Source organism: Pseudomonas corrugata (genome assembly GCF_001269905.1).
In the GTDB taxonomy this organism is placed as follows: Bacteria; Pseudomonadota; Gammaproteobacteria; order Pseudomonadales; family Pseudomonadaceae; genus Aquipseudomonas; species Aquipseudomonas corrugata.
Genome location: NZ_LHVK01000008.1, coordinates 191,383 through 208,892, shown reverse-complemented (window position 1 = coordinate 208,892; position 17,510 = coordinate 191,383). Strand labels below are relative to the sequence as shown.

Here is a 17,510-nt window from a genome sequence, read left to right as displayed (position 1 = left end):
GGATATTTCAATGCGCTGGTTGTTTGTGCTGTTCTGCTTGTCGTTCGCTGCTGCGTCCCAGGCTTCTGCGGTGGGAACCTACGACGGCAAGCCCATCGAAAAAGTGCTGGTGCTCAAATCCGCCCATCAGTTGCAATTGATCAGCGACGGCAAGCCGCTCAAGACCTACCGTATCTCTCTCGGCAGGGGCGCCAAGAAAGGCCCCAAGCTGATCGAGGGCGACAAACGCACCCCTGAAGGTTTCTACTGGATTGACTGGCGCAAGGTCAGCGATCGTTTCAACCTGTCGATGCACATTTCCTACCCCAACATCAGCGACGCCGCTCGCGCCCGACGCGAAGGCGTGGAGCCTGGGAGCATGATCATGATCCACGGCACGCCTGATTCCGAAGAAACCCCTGAACAGCTGTTCCACACCCTGGACTGGACCAATGGCTGCATTGCCATGCGCAACGTCGACATGCGCGAAGTCTGGAACCTGGTGCCGGATGGCACGATGATCGAGATCCGGCCGTAGCGTCTGTCTCTTATGCGGCAAGCGCTTGTTGAGGCATGGAAGCCTTGTTGCGACATGAAAGCTTTTGTGGCGAGGGGATTCATCCCCGCTGGGCTGCGCAGCGGCCCTAAAGCCAAACAACCCGGTGCGTCAGGCAGATTGAGTCGCTTGCTTTCGGGCCGCTGCGCGCCCCAGCGGGGATAAATCCCCTCGCCACAGGGGGTCCACACATCTGTGAACACCCCCCTGTGGGAGCGAGCCTGCTCGCGATGGCGCCGGCACTTACGCCATCAAACCCGTAGCTCCACCCGATCCAGCGCCTTGTCCGCCAACAGCGCGCCCAACTCAATCATCTGCGCCACCCCCAGCGCCACATGCCGCCGCGAGCCGTCGAGGTCGAAGGCCAGGTCGCTGAGCATGGCATTGGCCGAAGCCAGGGTTTCGCTGAGGTTGGCTAGCAGGACTTCGGTGTCGACAGCATCGGTCACGGTGAACAACTGCAGGGAGGGCTTGGGTTCTGACGAGTTGTCCTCGGGTTTGAGGTAATGGTCCAGCGCACGATCAGCGGCTTCTTGCAGCTTTTCGGGGGCGTAGTCGCCGTAGGGGAAATTGGATGCGGGTTTGTCATTTTTCAAAGGGGAAACTCCTTGAATTAATGGAGCCCAGGACAAATCGTCCGGGCCTGTGCCCTGTGATTCTTCGGACGGTCAAACCCGGTCGCTGAATTGGCAGCGACACCCACAGGCTAGAGCCACCGCTTCCGAGGGACAACCTGAAAAACTTGTCGGAAACTTCGGTGCGTCTGACAGACGGCGCGATAGATCGCTGATGATTTCAATCGCCTGCAAATGCCAGTAGGTGTGTATCCGTTTCTTCCGTAACGGCCACTGGCGGTTCCGCCCTTACGGCGGGTCACTTTTGGAAGAGCGCCAAAAGTAACCAAAAGCCCTTTGCCCCCACCACTGGGCACCTCGCTTACGCTCGGTGTTCCCTCACTCCGGCATTGCTCCGTGGGCCCGCCGCGAACGGCCATCCATGGCCCAGCGCGACTAACCCGGCTTCCATGCCGGGTTGCCCACTACGTAACGCCTGCGTTCGGCCCTTGTGGTTAACGGGGCGTCTAGGATCAAAAGCCAAAGCCAAAGACCAAAGCGAGGCGGCCTAGTGGCCGGCCTGACTTTTCCGGCTGTACCTGAATCCACTTGTGGGAGCAAAGCTTGCTCGCGAAGGCGACCTATCTTTTTCCGCTGCCCCCGATCAATTGTGGGAGCGAGCCTGCTCGCGATAGCGGTGGGTCAGTTTGAAAAGTGCTGCATGAACCGACGCCATCGCGAGCAGGCTCGCTCCCACAGGGGAACGCGTACGCTCAAAAAGCAGGTCGGCGGCAAGGCCGCCTTGCTTTTGCTTTGCTCTTGCTTTTGATCTTCAGGCCCCGTTAACCACGCTGGCCGAACGCAGGTATTGCGTAGTGGGTACCCCGGCATGGATGCCGGGGTAGCCGCGCTGGGCCATGGATGGCCCTTCGCGGCGGGCCCACGGAGCAATGCCGGAGTGAGGGAACACCTCGCCTTGGCGAGGTGCCGAGTGGTGGGGCACAGACCTTTTGGTCACTTTTGGCTGGGCCGGCATTCCGGGCGTTTGCCAAAAGTAACCCGCTGTAACCCCCGGTGTCAGGATAGTTGTCGCCTCTCCAAATTTTCCTGAAAAAGCAGATCGGGGGCGGAAAGAGACTGTTCGTGCCGTACTATTCACCTGAACGCAAAGCCGCATTGCTCAAGATGCTGCTTCCTCCGCTCAACCTGTCGATGGCCGAGGTTTCCCGGCGCGAAGGGGTCAGCGAAATGTCTTTGTCGAACTGGCGCAAGCAGGTCRGTTCTGAAGGAAACGCAGTGCCCGATAACACCTCATCGACCCAGAACTGGACAGCCGAAATCAAGTTTGCTGTCGTCCTTGAAGCCGCCGGCCTGTCCGAGATTGAACTGGGTGAGTACTGCCGCCGTAAAGGCCTGTATCCCGAGCAAATCAGCGCCTGGAGGCAAGCCTTCATCAGTGGCCAGAAGACGGAAAAAGCCCAGCAAAAAGACGATCGCGAACAAGCCCGTAAGGACAAGAAACGCATCCAGGAACTTGAGCGTGAACTGCGCCGCAAAGACAAGGCGCTGGCTGAAACCGCCGCGTTGTTGGTGCTGCGAAAAAAGCTCAACGATTACTGGGGGATCGACAACGAGGACAGCTAACGGCTTTGCCAGAGCGGCAGTTACTCGTAACCTGGTTGAATGAAGCGCAAATGGCCGGAGCCCGGAAAATCAGGGCCTGCCAGGAAGTCGGCCTCTCGCTCAGAACCTTGCAGCGCTGGACTGAAACCGAGGCTATTCAGGCTGACGCCCGAACGACCACACTACGACCCACGCCGCGTAATGCGTTGAGCGAGATCGAGCGACAGGCAATCCTGACGCTGTGCAACAGCCCGGCGTACGCCGACCTGCCGCCGAGTCAGATCGTGCCGAGACTGGCCGATCAACAGCGCTATCTGGCATCGGAAGCCACGTTTTATCGGGTGCTGCGGGCTGCGGGTCAACAACAGCATCGAGGTCGTAGCCAGCGCCCGCGACGGCATGCGGCACCGACGACCCACACGGCCAAGGGGGCGAATCAGGTGTGGTCGTGGGACATCACCTACCTGCCGTCGCCGGTGCGTGGCAAGTATTACTACTTGTACCTGATCGAGGACATTTACAGCCGCAAGGCCGTGGGCTGGGAGGTTTACGAAGAGGAAAGCGGTGAGAAGGCGGCTGCGTTGCTGCAGCGTAGCGTGATCGGCGAGCAATGTTTGCATGAACCGCTGGTACTGCACTCGGACAATGGTGCCCCGATGAAATCACTGACGCTGTTGAGCAAGATGCATGACCTGGGCATCACACCGTCACGTGGCCGACCGCGTGTGAGCAATGACAATCCATACTCGGAATCGCTGTTTAGAACGTTGAAATACTGCCCGCAATGGCCGGCAGATGGCTTTGCCAGCCTGGACGCCGCACGCATCTGGGTCAGGGATTTCATGCGTTGGTACAACCACGAACACCGGCATAGCCGGATCCGCTTCGTGACCCCGGCGGAGCGGCATCAAGGGCAGGATCAACAGATCCTGGCTCAGCGTCATGAACTGTACGAGCAAGCCCGAAAGAAAAGCCCGGAACGCTGGTCTGGACGAACACGGAACTGGGAGCCGATAGGCACGGTGCTGCTGAATCCGGATCGAGAGCAGCAGGCCGAGAAAAGAGCAGCATAGTTAGACGGTGACGCGACAACTACCTTGAAAAACGCCGTTGGGTACATATCCATTGCTGCGGTAACGGCTACCTATGGTTCCGCTCTTACAGCGGGTTACTTTGGCAAACGCCCCAAAGTAACCAAAGGTCTGTGCCCCACCACTCGGCACCTCGCCTACGCTCGGTGTGCCCTCACTCCGGCATTGCTCCGTGGGCCGCCGCGAAGGGCCATCCATGGCCCAGCGCGGCTAACCCGGCATCCATGCCGGGTTACCCACTACGCAATACCTGCGTTCGGCCAGCGTGGTTAATGGGGCGTTCAAGATCAAAATCAAAAGCAAAAGCAAAAGCAAAAGCAAAAGCAAAAAGCGACGTTTCGCTAAATTCTCGTCACAGGGGCCGCTGACTTATCGGGGGATCGACGACGTCCAGCGCTCGGTTTGCCAGCAACTCACTGAGTTCGACCATCTGCTGGACGCCGAAGGCTATATGCCGGTTGGAGCCTTCCAGGTTGAAGGCCAGGTCGTTGAGCATCGCATTTGCCGAGGCCAGGGTTTCGCTGAGGTTGGCCAGGAGGGTTTCGCTGTCCAGGTCTTCGACGACGGTGAATAGCTGGCCGGGAAATGGTCTCTTTTTGGCCTGGGGTTCTGGGGCGAGGTAGAAGTTGAGGGCGCGTTCGGCGGCTTCGTCGAGTTTCTTGGCGTCGAGGCCGGTGTGAGCCGAGGTGGAATCGGTTTCGGGGGGATTAGGGGTTACTTTGAACATGATGAGGCTCCCTTATGTAGTGGAACCGCCATTTCCCGTTTCCAGGCGAGAGGGTGGCAGCTATGCGCGGGCTGGAAAACCGGAGTGCGGAGCAAACCCGGCAGACTCGAAAGTCTCCCGCGCACAGCCGCCATGAAGCAGAACTGCACACGCAAAAAAGCGATGCAGTATCTCATGTGGCGCGCTGTTGCATCCTCACTTATCGGGTTTCCAGGCCCGGTCGCTGAATTGCAGCGACCGAAAAAGGTTAGCGAGTCCCCTTCCCACCCGGCAACCGCCAGAGCTCGTCGGAAAAATCTGCCTGGACGTCCGACCATTCCCACAGATTTAGGTCGGTAATAAAGCCGCCATCGCGAGCAGGCTCGCTCCCACAGGGGGACGAGGTGTAGCCTAAGAGACAGGTCGGCCTTCAGAACGCCTTCGCGGGCAAGCCCGCTCCCACAGGGGACCAAGGTCAGCCGCAAGAACAGGCCGGCCACAAGGCCGCCTCGCCGTTGCTTTTGCTTTGCTTTGCTTTGCTTTGCTTTGCTTTGCTTTGCTTTTGATCTTTGGGCCCCGTTAACCACGACGGCCGAACGCAGGCATTGCGTAGTGGGCAACCCGGCATGGATGCCGGGTTAGCCGCGCTGGGCCATGGATGGCCCTTCGCGGCGGGCCCACGGAGCAATGCCGGAGTGAGGGAACACCTCGCCTTGGCGAGGTGCCGAGTGGTGGGGCCAAGACCTTTTGGTTACTTTTGGGGCGTTTGCCAAAAGTAACCCGCCGTAAGGGCGGAACCCTAAGTAGCCGTTACCGCAGCAACGGGAGGGTGTCAGAAATTTTGTGTTCGGGCATAACATGAGTAAGAGGTGCATGTATGCCAACCAAAAAGAAACCGCTTCGAGAATTACCGAAAGTCCCGAAAGAGCTTCTTGAGCAGTTTTCCGCCGCCCCGCTGATGACCGCGGAGGCCATCGAAGAGGCCTCTGAGGCGTTCAAGAAGGCGCTGATCGAGCGTGCCCTGAGCGCTGAGCTGGGCCATCACCTGGGCTATCCTCCGGGCGCGCAGCGTCCAGAGGATGAAACCAACCAGCGCAATGGCAAGAGCGGTAAGACGGTGCTGACCGGTGATGGCCCGCTCCGGCTGGATATCCCGCGTGATCGAGAGGGCAGTTTTTCGCCCATTCTTATTCCCAAGCATGAGCGCCGTTACACCGGTTTCGACGACAAGATCATCGCCATGTATGCCCGTGGGATGACGGTCAGAGAGATCCGGGCGTTTCTTTCCGAGCAGTACGGGACGGATGTTTCGCCTGACTTCATCAGCTCCGTGACCGACGAGGTGATGGAAGAGATTGGCGCTTGGCAACAGCGTCCCCTAGAGCCGATGTATCCGGTCATTTTCTTTGATGCTCTGCGGGTCAAAATTCGCGAAGAAGGTCTGGTTCGCAACAAGGCGATTTACTTGGCGCTGGGCGTTTTACCCGACGGGACACGCGACATCCTGGGTATCTGGATCGAGAACACCGAAGGGGCAAAGTTCTGGATGAAGGTATTCAACGACCTTAAGACACGCGGCGTCGAGGACGTGCTGATTGCCGTAACCGATGGCCTAAAAGGCATGCCAGAGGCCCTCAGCGCGGTGTTTCCGGAAACAACATTGCAGACCTGCATCGTGCATCTGATCCGCAACAGCCTTGATTATGCGGCCTGGGACAAGCGTCGAGAACTGGCCAAGGCCCTCAAACCGATCTATCAGGCCATCAATGCACAAGCGGCGGAACAGGCTCTGGATGAGTTTGAGCGCGGGCCCTGGGGCAAGCAATATCCAACGGTTGTGGCGGCCTGGCGACGGTCGTGGGATCGAGTGATTCCATTTTTTGTTTTCCCGCCCGCGATCCGCAAGGTGATCTACACCACCAATGCCATCGAGAGCATCAACGCTCAGTTACGCAAGATCATCAAGACCCGTGGCCACTTTCCGAGCGACGACGCCGCGACCAAACTGATCTGGCTGGGGCTGCGCAATATCACAGCAAATTGGGGCTCGGCGGCGCATGATTGGAAAATCGCGATGAATCAATTTGCGATTCTGTACGGAGATCGGTTCATCAGGCCGACCTGGTGAAATCAAGGCCTGCCTGGCGGCAGGCCGCTACCGGCCCGAACACAAAAAATCTGACAGTCCCGTAGAACGGCGCACACACACACACACACACACACACACACAGGGCATCTTCGTCTTAGCCTCCACACGCTCTAAATTAATCACCTAAGGATAACCAATGCGTCATTTCTACTCGTCTCTCCTCCTGTCAACAACAATGCTCCTATCCGCTTGCAATACAACACCCTACGACAAAGCCACGATCTACTACGATCGCACTCAGTTCCCTTCGCAACTTGTCAAAGATTATCCAGAGCTGACCGACCCCATTCTCCAGCACGGTCGTTGTTCTCTAGTCGTTTCAACGCCGGGCTCGAATACGGGCACCTACTATTTCTGCACCTATGCGCTGACCTCCAAGGGGCTTTACATGCAGGGATGGGACCCCAAGGCGCTGAAATATGTCGAAATCGCCCATGTGGATCTAGCGGCGCTGAAGGACATTTCGTTGTATACCTTCCTGCGTACCAAGCAGCTCCAGCTGACCGAGGAGCGCCGTCAATTGGCACTCAGTGCATCCATTGACGAGGGGGGATATATCGATGGAGCGGCCACGGAAAATCTTTTCGAAAGCATCAAGCGCAAAGGCGTGCCGGTAGTGGAAAGCCAAGGCATGATCAGCCCACCCGCACCGCCTTCGCCGATGATTATTCCTGTCGTTGTTCCTAGGTAATCGAAACGGGAAAAACAGGGACAGGCAAACCTGTCCCTGAGGGCTGCCCGACTGTTCTTACGCAAAATCAAGAAGTTGGAATATTGACGAACCGCCATTACATACTGCCTGAGAGTGAAGCGGGCGACCTTCAGTCGCCCGCTTTGATTATTCGGCAGCCAGCTCCCGCAGCCGCCTCCCAATCACATCCATCACATCACACCCATCACGCAGCGCTATAGTCAGCATTTTACAAAAATCAGAAAGCACCACCGTATCCGAGCCGATCTCCGAACGAAACGCAATATTCTCCAACACCTGGGTCACGCTACGAATACGGTAGTCGGCAGTTTCGAAGAGGACATCGAGCGGTGCTTCGGTGTCGATGAGCAGGGTTGCGGGTGTGCAATCGATACCGGTGATGGGCATGTATCTAGTCATATAAGAGCCTCAGTGAATGGATGACTCTCTGTAATGCAGGTCGCCAAACCTGGCCGCCATTGGGGCGACGAGGAGAAATATAGGCCTCCCCGCCAAAGCAACACAAGCCACCACTTTCCCGCCTTCCTGTAGGAATTCGCCCCGATTGCGTTGATGTCGGTTGAGATTGCGTCGGACCCTGCAAAGCACACGACTGCTGTGCAGCCGAGGGGGAGCAGCCGTCTTGCATGGATGTTGAATGTGCTGCCGCCATCGCGAGCAGGCTCGCTCCCACAGGGATTGGCGTCGTAGCCGATGTTGTGATCAGTCCACGACCAGGGTGGGGGCGAGCCTGCTCGCGATAGCGATATCCCAGCAGCTTCGGGCTCGCCCCCGCAGTTTGTGATCTATAGTTTCCAGCAAACCCATCGGCAATCTGCCTCGCACGGAAGCCGCAAGCGACTCCTGGTATTTCTTTGAGTCCGAGCCCGGGTGCCCCGCTAACTTGAAGTGCTGATACAACGCAGGGAGCACAGCATGCAGTTTCAACGGCCCCATGGATTGAGGTTGGTCACCGGCATCACCCCGTCGACGGACGCAGCCTCGGGGGGCGTGGGGCGGGGGCTTCGACGTGGGCTGGCTCATGTCAAGGAAGCCTACGTTCTGTTTCCGCTGCTCGCCGTCCTGCTATTGCTGGCCATCTGGATGACGACCTTCTACCTTATCAACAGCGAGCTGGCCCGTGCCCGGTACAACGCAACCATGGTCAGCCAGGAAATCAGCGCCACCTACGAAGCGCAGATGTTGCGTGCGGTTCACGAGATCGATCAAACCCTCAAGCTCGTCAAATACACCTATGAGGCCGAGGGTAAGCGTAATCCGCTGCCCCGGCTCAAGGAGCGGGCGTTGTTACCGCCGGCCCTGTTGTTTGATGTAAGTGTGGTCAATGCCGACGCAAAGCTTGTAGCCAGCACCCGGGCCAACGAAACGGTAGCGGTCAGCGACCCGGATGAGCTGCGGACCCTGCGCAGCAATGACACGCTGCTGATCAGCCGCCCCTGGAAAGACCCTTCGACGGATGAGTGGCGTCTGCGCTTCAGTCGCCGCCTCGACGCGCCGGATGGCTCGTTCTCGGGTGTTGCCAGGGTCGAGGTCGACGCGGCCTATTTCGCCAGCAGCTATGACACCTCGAAACTCGGTGAGCGGGGTGTGCTCGGGCTGCTGGGGACCGATGGGGTCTTCCGGGTGCGGCGCACCGGGGAGTCGATCCAGGCCGGCGATGCGGTGGATTATGCGGAACTGGTCCCGGACAGCGAAGACACTCAGGCGCAGCTGTTGACCAACAGTTGGGACGGGGTGCTGCGCTACACCAGTGCCCGTCAACTCTATGACCTTCCCCTGGCGGTGATTGTCGGATTATCCGAAGAGGAACAACTGGCCGCCGTAACCGAGCAAGCCCACACCTATCTGTGGCGGGCCGCGGGAGGCAGTCTGTTGCTGGTGTTGCTGGTCGTCTTGCTCAGCCGGACGAGCTGGCAGCTTGCACAAAGCCGTTTGCGCACTGCGGAAGCCCAGACCCAACTGGTCGCAGTCGCCCGTCAGGCCGGCATGGCCGAGATCGCCACCAACGTCCTGCACAACGTGGGGAACGTGCTCAACAGCGTGAATGTTTCCGCCGAGGTCCTGGCGCAAAAGCTGCGCACCAGCAAAGCCTTGGGGCTCAGCAAAGCGATGCAGTTGATGAACCAGCACGCCACGGACCTGGGGCATTTCCTGGTTGAAGACGAGAAGGGCAAGCTGCTTCCGGGGTATCTGAATCAGGTGACGGAAGCGTTGGCGGCCGAACAAAAAAGCATGTTCGATGAGCTTGAGCAACTGGCCAAGAGCATCGATCACATCAAGGAAGTCGTCGCGGCCCAGCAGTCCTACTCGGGCGCATCCAGTCTCTGTGAGAGCGTCGAGGTCGAGCACTTGCTGGAGGACGCGCTGCGCATGAACGCTGGCATTATCAAGGCCCGTCAGGTCACAGTGCTGAAGGATTTTTCGGCAATGCCAGCTGTGCAACTGGACAAGCATCGGGTGCTGATGATTCTCGTCAACCTGATCAAGAATGCCGGCGGTGCGATGGTCAATATGTCGGACCGACCGCCGCTGGTCACGCTTCATACCGAGCTGACGCCGGAACAGAAGTTGATCATCCAGGTGATCGACAATGGCGAAGGGATCGCCGAGGAGAACCTGACGCGAATTTTTGCCCATGGCTTTACCACTCGCAAAGAGGGCCATGGTTTCGGTTTGCACAGTTGCGTCCTGGCCGCGATGGAAATGGGCGGTGTGCTGAGGGCTCAAAGCGACGGGCCGGGGCAGGGCGCCACGTTCACTCTGGAACTGCCCATCAAGGCCCTGAACCAGGCAACGCTTGCATGATCAGGGCACGCAGAATTTTGTCGTCTACAATTCGGTCGTGGTATCGAGCCAACGTCATAAGGATTGGAACGAATGGTGGCAACTCCTTCAGGCAACCCGTCAGTCAATCTCGAACAGATTCCCTCAGCGATAGCCTGCCCGAACGGGGTCGCTCTCCTGTCGAGGCTGCACTGATTCCATGGCTTCCCGACTCAATCCCTTGACCCTGACCGTGCTGACCCTCTACGTCTGCACGGCAAATGCCGCCGACCCCAATGGGCCGACGTTTTCCGTGAGCAGTTTCGGCACGGTCGGCATGGTTCATTCCAGCGAGAAGAAAGCCGACTTCACCTCCAGCATCTACAAGCCCAACGGCACCGGACACTCGCGCAGTTGGAGTGCCGATGTCGACAGCCTGATCGGTGCGCAAGTGACGGCACGCTTCACCCCGGAACTCTCGGCGGTGGTGCAGGTGATCTCGGAGCAGCGTTACGACAACAGCTATCGACCCTACGTCGAATGGGCGAATTTCAAGTATCAGGTCACACCCGATTTCAGTTTGCGCATCGGCCGCACGGTGCAGCCGGCCTTCCTGTTCTCCGACAGCCGCAAGGTTGGCTATACGCTTCCCTGGGTGCGCCCTCCGGGGGAGGTCTACAGCATGATCCCCGTCACCGCGACCGATGGCATGGACCTCAGCTACAGGCTGCACCTGGGCGATGTCATCAATACCGTGCAAGGCAACGTCGGCCAGAGCACGGTCCGGATGCCCAACAATACGGGCGAGACTCGGGCCAGAGGTTCGTGGGGTATTTCCAACCTGACCGAATACGGTGCCTTGACCACGCGCATCACCTATCAGCACACGCGCTTGACCTACGAGCCGTTCAATCCGCTCTTCGATGGTTTCCGGCAGTTCGGCGAGGAAGGCAACGACATAGCCGACCGCTATGACACCAAGGGCAAGGCCTTCAACTTCGTCGGCGTCGGGGCTATCTATGATCCCGGCGACTGGTTTGTCATGGGCGAATGGGGACATTTCGACAGCCATGCGGTGTTTGGTCAGATGAGTGCCTGGTATGTCAGTGGTGGATACCGGATCGAGTCGTTCACGCCTTATGTCACCTATGCGCGTTCAAAGACGCTGAGCGAAACGTCCACCGAAGGGTTGGACACCTCGACGTTGCCGCCGGCCCTGGCCGATGCCGCAGCGGAACTCAACGGAACGCTCAATGCCATCCTGGGCGCCGGCAGCCGCCAGCAGACCCTGTCGCTGGGTGTGCGCTGGGATTTCACGAAGAACATGGATGCCAAGTTGCAATACGACCACACCCGGATGGATGACATCACGACGGGCCCGTTGACCAACTTCCAGCCGGGTTTCAAACCGGGCGGCTCGTTCAGCGTGCTCAGCCTCGCTGTCGATTTTGTCTTCTGATGAGGCCGATCATGGGGTTTCTCAAGCGCGCCGGATGCGCCCTGGCAGGAATCACCTTGTACGCAGGCAGTACGCTGGTCATGGCTGATGTAGTGGTCGTCGTCTCGACGGCCAGCCCGGTGAAAGCGCTGGCGAGTAGCCAGGTGGCGAATATTTTCCTGGGCAAGGCCAGTCGCTTCCCCGGGGGCGAGCAGGCCACCCCAATCGACCAGGCCGAAGGCTCTGCTGCCCGCGATGAGTTCTACACCCGGTACACCGGCAAATCCGCCGCGCAACTCAAGACGCACTGGTCAAAAATCATTTTTACCGGCCGGGGCCAGCCTCCGGAGACGGTTTCAAACGGTGCGGAAGTCAAGAAATATGTCGCCAGCAAGCCTGGTGCCATCGGTTATATCGACGCGCGCGAAGTGGATGGCAGCGTCAGGGTCGTGTCGTCCGATCCCCAATGAGTAACTACACGTTTGTGTCAGTACGCGCTGTCTGTGCTTGCAGCAATACCTTGAACTGATCGGCGGGTACCGGTTTGTTGAAGTAGAACCCCTGGAATTCGTCGCACGCGTTGTCCCGCAGGAAATCGGCTTGCTCCTTGGTTTCCACACCCTGGGCAACCACGGTCAGGCTGAGGCTCCTGCCCATGGTGATGATGGCCTCGGTCAAGGCTCTGTCTTCTGCCAGGCTGGTGACGTCGCGGATGAACGAGCGATCGATCTTGATCGAGTCGAGCGGGAACTGCTTGAGCGCCGAGAGCGAAGAGTAACCGATACCGAAGTCATCGATCGCGATCCGGATATTCATCTCCTTGAGTCCGGTCAACACCTGCAGGGTTTTCCTGACATCCTGCATGAGCAGGCTTTCGGTGATCTCCAGCTCCAGCAAACAGGCATCCATACCGGTGTCGCGCAGTATCGTCGCAAGGTCGGTCAGGAGATGCTCATCGACAAACTGACGGGCCGTCAGGTTCACGGCGATGCACAGATGCGGCAGGCCCTGTTGTTGCCAGGCCACGTTTTGCTCGCAGACGGTGCGAAGCACCCACTTGCCGATGGGGAGGATCAGGCCGGTCTCTTCGGCCACCGGAATGAACTGCATGGGAGCCACCAGCCCCAGGTCAGGATGCGCCCAGCGCAGGAGGGCTTCCATGCCGGTGATCCGGCCGCTGCGAATATCCCGCTTGGCCTGGTAGTGCAGCCGGAACTCGTTACGTTCAAGTGCATGACGCAGGCCGAACTCCAGCGTCTGCCGTTCCAGCGACTCTGCGTTCAGCTTCTCGGAGTAGAACTGGAAGGTGTTTTTCCCCTGTTGCTTGGCCTGGTACATCGCGATATCGGCGTTTTTCTTCAGGGTCTGTTCGTCCTGGCCATCCCGGGCAAAGAGACTGATCCCGATACTCGCGGTGACCCGAAACTCTTGCTCTCTGAGGTGGAAGGGCCGGGCGATCGCGGCGAGGATTTTCTGGGCGGTGCCCGCCACATACTGTTCATCAGACAGTTGTGGCAGCAACACCACAAATTCGTCACCGCCCAATCGGGCGACGATATCGCTTTCGCGCAGACAACCCTTGAGGCGGTTCGCGACTTCTTGCAGCAACTGGTCGCCGGCATCGTGGCCGAGGGTGTCGTTGATTTGCTTGAAGCGATCCAAGTCAAGGAACAGCACGGCCATCTGTCGCTGATAACGATGGGCCTCGTGGATGTGCTGAATCAACAGCTTGCTGAACAGGCTGCGATTGGGCAGCGCCGTGAGGGCATCGTGGTAGGCAAGGTATTCGACGCGCTCGGCGTAGGCCACCTTGGCCTCGGCGGCCTGTAGCCGGCTTTGCGCAAGCTGCCAGCTCATGCGGCTCAGCAAGCCGGCGAACAGCGCCAGCAGAAGGCTGGCCCCCGCCGCACGCCGCAAATAGGTCTGGGCTTGCCGATTCACGGCAACCAATTGTTCTTCTTCGGATAAACCGACAATCACCGCAAGGGGAAGGTCATAGAGCTGACGGGCACTGGTGTAGCGCCGCACCCCGTCCCAGCTGCTGGTCAACAATGATGTCTGGAGGTCTTCGGTATCCGGTACCAAAGCGTCATAGTCGACCGTATCGCCGGCCTGGATCGACTCCCCGGTACGCCGTACCCGGAACACACCGTCGGTGCCCAACAACCCGAGCACACCCCGCTCACCGAGTTTCGAGGCGTCATAGCTGCTGGCGAAATAGGCCGCGTCGACCTCGACCCTGGCGATGCCCGAGAACGTGCCATCCGGCGCGTTGAGGCGACGACTGAAGCGCAAGCGCCACTCTTTGGTCAGGGGATCCTTCCAGGGGCGGCTGATCAGCAGCGTATCGTTGTTGCGCAATGTTCGCAGTTCATCCCGGGCACTGGCGGCTCCCGTTTCCTCCGCCCGGGTACTGGCCAACAGCTTTGCGTCGGCGCTGACCACACTGACATCAAACAACAGGGCCGGCGGCAACAACGCCCGCTCCTTGAGCTGCGGCAACGGGTTGCGCTCGCCCTCGGCCTCGTAGGTGTATTTGACGAGCTTGAGGGTTTGATCGATCTCACGAACCGCACGCAGTATCTGCGCTTCGTAGATCGCGCCGATTTCCTGGCTGACCGTGGCTGCGTTGCGCTGGGCACGGCTCTGTTCGACCTTGATGAGGTAGAGGGTGGCGGACCAGAGGGCGAGCAAGAGCAGGGCGGACAAGAGCGGAAGCAGGATATAGGCTTCCCTGAGATGACCGAGCCCATCTCGGAAATGGCTCGGGCTTTTGGACATGGTGTCTTCGGATGCCGTGATACCGGGAACCAGTCTCAGTCCACTTGTCCGTTGGATCGACATGATGTGCTCCCTGAATGACAGCAGCGCGTCCGAGCGAAAAAACATCAATTAATTAGAGGGAAACTATAGACCAGATATTCCCCTTGTTCCGCACGAGCCAGCGGGGCGGTGCGAAGCAGTCCCCGTCAACCTGTCTGACATACCGCATGCTCAGGTTTTGGGGGCGCTTCGCGCCCCAGCGGGGATAATCCCCTCGCCACGGGTGGATAATTCCTACGAGATTTTCAGAAAGCCCCGGCCCCATCAACGCCGCCCCACGCGCGTACTCACATCCACCCAAACCGCCAGCACCAGAATGCTGCCCTTGACGATCATCTGCCAGTAACTGTCGACGTCGAGCATCGACATGCCGTTGTCCAGGCTGGTGATGACCAGCGCGCCAAGAAGAGCGCCGTAGACGGTGCCGGAGCCGCCGCGCATGGAGGTGCCGCCGATGAAGCAGGCGGCGATGGCGTCGAGTTCGCCCATGTTGCCGGCCGAGGGTGAGCCTGCTGCCAGGCGTGCGGTGTTGACCAGGCCGGCGAGAGCGCACATCACACCCATGATGCCGAAGATCCACAGCTTCACCGCCTGCACATTGATGCCGGACAGGCGCGTGGCCTCCATGTTGCTGCCCACTGAGTAGATACGTCGTCCGAACACGGTCTGGCTGGTGACGTAGCTGAATACCCCCAGCAGGATCAACAGGAGCAGCACTGGAACCGGAATGCCGTCGTAGCTGTTGAGGGTATGGACGAACCCGGCCAGCACCGCGCCAATCGCCACCACACGCAACACGTCACGCGCCAGAGAGTGTGCCGCCAGGCCATGGAGAGCGCGGTTGCGGCGCTGTTTCCAGGTCAGGAAAGCCGTGAGGGCGAACAGCAGTACGCCCAATGCGATACCCACGGTTTGCGGCAAGTAACCCTGACCGACGTAGACCAGCTGCGGCGAGACCGGGGCGATGGTGGTGCCGCCGGTAATACCCAGCAGGATCCCGCGAAACGCCAGCATGCCGCCCAGCCCCACGATGAACGACGGAATGCGCAGGTAGGCGGTCATGAAGCCGTTGGCCAGGCCGATCATCAAGCCACACAGGGCCACCAGGCTGAGGTTGGCCAGCAGCGGTATGTGATAGACCACGTCGAGAATCGCCGCCAGGCCACCCAGCAGCCCGAGCAGTGAACCCACCGACAGATCAATTTCACCGCTGATGATTACCAGCACCATGCCGCAGGCAAGGATTCCGGTGATGGACATCTGCCGCAGCAGGTTGGACAGGTTGCGCGGGGTCAGGAAACCGCCTTCGGTCTGCCAGCTGAAGAACAGCCAGATGACCGCCACGGCGATCACCAGTGCGAGCATTTTGTAACGGGTGAAGAGTTGTTTGACCTGATTCATCTACGCGGACTTCCGATCGTTATTGTTATGGCCATCGGGATGGCTGAGCGCAGCAGCGAGCACTTGTTCCTGGGTAAGCTCCTGGTTGACGAAGTCACCGCGCAACTGGCCTTCGCCGATCACCAGCACGCGGTCGGAAACCCCCAGCACTTCGGCCAGTTCCGAGGAAACCATGATGATCGACACACCCTGGGCCGCCAGCGCGCCCATCAGTTTGTAGATCTCGTACTTGGCGCCGACGTCCACGCCTCGGGTCGGCTCATCGAGGATCAGTACGCGGGGTTTGGTCAGAAGCATTTTCGCCAGCACGGCTTTTTGCTGGTTGCCGCCTGAGAGGCTGGTGATAGGCAGGAACGGGCTCGCGGTCTTCAGGTGCATGCGCGAGATTTCCTTTTCGATGCTGCCCAGTTCGGCTTCGGCATCGATGCGGGTCAGCTTCGAGAAATTCTCCAGCACGGCGAGGGTGATGTTTTGACCGACGCCCAGGTCCGGAATGATCCCTTGGCGCTTGCGGTCTTCGGGGACCATGCACAGGCCGGCGCGGATCGACTTGAGGGGCGTGCGGGTGTCGATCGGTTGGCCATCCAGCCAGACTTCTCCCTCATGACGGCCGGGGTAGGCACCGAACAGCGCCGACACCAGTTCCGTGCGACCGGCGCCGACGAGCCCGGCGATGCCGAGGATCTCCCCGCGCTTGAGCACGAAAGAGATATCGTCGACCCGTTTGCGCCGGGGATTATCGACGTCGTAGCAGGTGATGTGGCGCGCTTCGAAAATCACCTCGCCGATGTCATGGGGTTCGCTGGGGTAGAGGTTGCTCATTTCCCGTCCGACCATCTGGGTGATGATCTGTGGGATGTCCATGTCGGCCATGGCGGTGGTCGCGATGTGCTTACCGTCGCGAATCACCGAAATGGTGTCGCATACAGCCGCCACTTCGTCGAGCTTGTGGGAGATGTAGACGCAGGCTACGCCCTTGGCCTTGAGGTCACGGATGATATCCAGCAGCACCTCGATTTCCGAACGGGTCAGGGCCGACGACGGCTCGTCGAGGATCAGCAGGCGCGCCTGTTTGTTCAGCGCCTTGGCGATTTCCACCAGTTGCTGGTAGCCACCGCCGTACTGCGACACCGGGAGCGAGACGTTCATGTCCGGTACCTTGAGCTCACGCATCAGGGCTTCGGCGCGGTGGATCATCGCCGGGTAGTTCATGCGCCCGCCGGGCAGGGTCAGCTCGTGGCCCATGAAGATGTTCTCGGCCACCGACAGGTCGGGTACCAGGGTCAGCTCCTGGTGAATGATGACGATCCCGGCGGCTTCGGTTTCGCTGATGGATTGCGCCTTGAGCGGCTGGCCGTCCCAGAGGATTTCACCGTCCCAGGTGCCGTGGGGATAGACCGCCGAAAGGACTTTCATCAAGGTGGATTTGCCGGCGCCGTTCTCGCCGCACAGGCCGACGCATTCCCCTGGCCGAACCTTGATGTCGATGCCATTCAGGGCTTTGACACCGTCGAAGGTTTTGACGATGCCGTTCATTTGCAGCAGGTAATCGGACATGGCAAGGACTCGTGGGAAGGTCTTACACATAAACCTGCCGGTCAATTCCCTGTGGGAGCGAGCCTGCTCGCGATAGCGGTGGTTCAGCTTGCATCAATATTGAATGTGCTACCGCTATCGCGAGCAGGCTCGCTCCCACAGGGACTGTGCTTCACTGA

At 59.3% G+C, this 17,510-nt stretch carries 14 protein-coding genes; 7 read left to right on the top strand and 7 right to left on the bottom strand.

Translation table 11 applies throughout. The annotated features are described in order from the left end of the window. Positions 1-10 precede the first annotated feature (10 nt). Complete coding sequence (locus tag AD665_RS12185) at positions 11-517, top strand: L,D-transpeptidase family protein (protein ID WP_024780895.1); 507 nt, start codon at positions 11-13, stop codon at positions 515-517. A gap of 269 nt (positions 518-786) precedes the next feature. Here AD665_RS12185 and AD665_RS12180 read toward each other — a convergent pair whose 3' ends face one another. Continuing rightward, complete coding sequence (locus AD665_RS12180; protein WP_024780894.1) at positions 787-1,131, bottom strand: DUF6124 family protein; 345 nt, start codon at positions 1,129-1,131, stop codon at positions 787-789. Positions 1,132-1,921: 790 nt separating this feature from the next. Next, positions 1,922-2,107, bottom strand: a complete 186-nt coding sequence (locus tag AD665_RS27375) for a nucleoid-structuring protein H-NS (protein WP_155514782.1) — start codon at positions 2,105-2,107, stop codon at positions 1,922-1,924. 125 nt (positions 2,108-2,232) lie between these two features. Between AD665_RS27375 and AD665_RS26870 the strand changes: the two genes are divergently transcribed. After that, positions 2,233-3,785, top strand: a protein-coding gene (locus AD665_RS26870) for an IS3 family transposase (RefSeq protein ID WP_155514781.1) whose coding sequence is annotated in 2 segments (ribosomal slippage) — positions 2,233-2,695 and positions 2,695-3,785 — 1,554 coding nt in all. Because the reading frame shifts where the segments join, the coding sequence is not laid out codon by codon here. Positions 3,786-4,155: 370 nt separating this feature from the next. Here the strand turns inward: AD665_RS26870 and AD665_RS12165 are convergent. Further along, positions 4,156-4,530 carry a DUF6124 family protein gene (locus tag AD665_RS12165; protein ID WP_024780824.1) on the bottom strand — a complete coding sequence of 125 codons (375 nt, stop codon included), beginning with the start codon at positions 4,528-4,530 and terminating at the stop codon, positions 4,156-4,158. An 856-nt stretch (positions 4,531-5,386) separates the two neighbouring features. Between AD665_RS12165 and AD665_RS12160 the strand changes: the two genes are divergently transcribed. Further along, entirely contained in the window at positions 5,387-6,637 is a 1,251-nt protein-coding gene (locus AD665_RS12160) for an IS256 family transposase (RefSeq protein WP_053192246.1), read from the top strand. A 157-nt stretch (positions 6,638-6,794) separates the two neighbouring features. Next, the gene (locus tag AD665_RS12155) at positions 6,795-7,349 is read left to right on the top strand and encodes a hypothetical protein (protein WP_053192244.1); all 555 of its coding nucleotides are present in this window, start codon (positions 6,795-6,797) and stop codon (positions 7,347-7,349) included. A gap of 147 nt (positions 7,350-7,496) precedes the next feature. Here AD665_RS12155 and AD665_RS12150 read toward each other — a convergent pair whose 3' ends face one another. Next, positions 7,497-7,769, bottom strand: coding sequence for a hypothetical protein (locus tag AD665_RS12150; protein ID WP_024780354.1), 273 nt, complete (start codon positions 7,767-7,769; stop codon positions 7,497-7,499). A gap of 516 nt (positions 7,770-8,285) precedes the next feature. On the opposite strand from AD665_RS12150, the gene AD665_RS12145 reads away from it, so the two are divergent. The 3 genes from AD665_RS12145 (at position 8,286) to AD665_RS12135 (ending at position 12,041) form a co-directional block, all read left to right on the top strand. Further along, complete coding sequence (locus AD665_RS12145; RefSeq protein WP_053192242.1) at positions 8,286-10,175, top strand: sensor histidine kinase; 1,890 nt, start codon at positions 8,286-8,288, stop codon at positions 10,173-10,175. A gap of 178 nt (positions 10,176-10,353) precedes the next feature. Then, positions 10,354-11,592: a hypothetical protein gene (locus AD665_RS12140; protein WP_053192240.1), complete on the top strand. Its 1,239-nt coding sequence runs from the start codon at positions 10,354-10,356 to the stop codon at positions 11,590-11,592. An 11-nt stretch (positions 11,593-11,603) separates the two neighbouring features. Beyond that, positions 11,604-12,041, top strand: coding sequence for a type 2 periplasmic-binding domain-containing protein (locus AD665_RS12135; protein ID WP_024780351.1), 438 nt, complete (start codon positions 11,604-11,606; stop codon positions 12,039-12,041). A 4-nt stretch (positions 12,042-12,045) separates the two neighbouring features. On the opposite strand, the gene AD665_RS12130 is transcribed toward AD665_RS12135, so the two are convergent. The 3 genes from AD665_RS12130 to xylG all read right to left on the bottom strand — a co-directional run bounded on the left by AD665_RS12130 (position 12,046) and on the right by xylG (position 17,352). Further along, positions 12,046-14,352 carry a putative bifunctional diguanylate cyclase/phosphodiesterase gene (locus AD665_RS12130; protein WP_170167963.1) on the bottom strand — a complete coding sequence of 769 codons (2,307 nt, stop codon included), beginning with the start codon at positions 14,350-14,352 and terminating at the stop codon, positions 12,046-12,048. 306 nt (positions 14,353-14,658) lie between these two features. After that, complete coding sequence (locus tag AD665_RS12125; protein ID WP_024780349.1) at positions 14,659-15,795, bottom strand: sugar ABC transporter permease; 1,137 nt, start codon at positions 15,793-15,795, stop codon at positions 14,659-14,661. After that, positions 15,796-17,352 (bottom strand): D-xylose ABC transporter ATP-binding protein, encoded by a 1,557-nt coding sequence (xylG, locus tag AD665_RS12120; protein WP_053192236.1) that lies wholly within the window; start codon positions 17,350-17,352, stop codon positions 15,796-15,798. Between the last annotated feature and the right edge of the window lie 158 nt (positions 17,353-17,510).

Coding starts and splice junctions, on each gene's coding strand:
- AD665_RS12150 (WP_024780354.1), bottom strand. CDS start 7,769: ATGACTAGATACATGCCCATCACCGGTATCGATTGCACACCCGCAACC.
- AD665_RS12145 (WP_053192242.1), top strand. CDS start 8,286: ATGCAGTTTCAACGGCCCCATGGATTGAGGTTGGTCACCGGCATCACC.
- AD665_RS12125 (WP_024780349.1), bottom strand. CDS start 15,795: ATGAATCAGGTCAAACAACTCTTCACCCGTTACAAAATGCTCGCACTG.
- AD665_RS12160 (WP_053192246.1), top strand. CDS start 5,387: ATGCCAACCAAAAAGAAACCGCTTCGAGAATTACCGAAAGTCCCGAAA.
- AD665_RS12130 (WP_170167963.1), bottom strand. CDS start 14,352: ATGTCCAAAAGCCCGAGCCATTTCCGAGATGGGCTCGGTCATCTCAGG.
- AD665_RS12165 (WP_024780824.1), bottom strand. CDS start 4,530: ATGTTCAAAGTAACCCCTAATCCCCCCGAAACCGATTCCACCTCGGCT.
- AD665_RS12185 (WP_024780895.1), top strand. CDS start 11: ATGCGCTGGTTGTTTGTGCTGTTCTGCTTGTCGTTCGCTGCTGCGTCC.
- AD665_RS12135 (WP_024780351.1), top strand. CDS start 11,604: ATGGGGTTTCTCAAGCGCGCCGGATGCGCCCTGGCAGGAATCACCTTG.
- xylG (WP_053192236.1), bottom strand. CDS start 17,352: ATGTCCGATTACCTGCTGCAAATGAACGGCATCGTCAAAACCTTCGAC.
- AD665_RS12155 (WP_053192244.1), top strand. CDS start 6,795: ATGCGTCATTTCTACTCGTCTCTCCTCCTGTCAACAACAATGCTCCTA.
- AD665_RS12140 (WP_053192240.1), top strand. CDS start 10,354: ATGGCTTCCCGACTCAATCCCTTGACCCTGACCGTGCTGACCCTCTAC.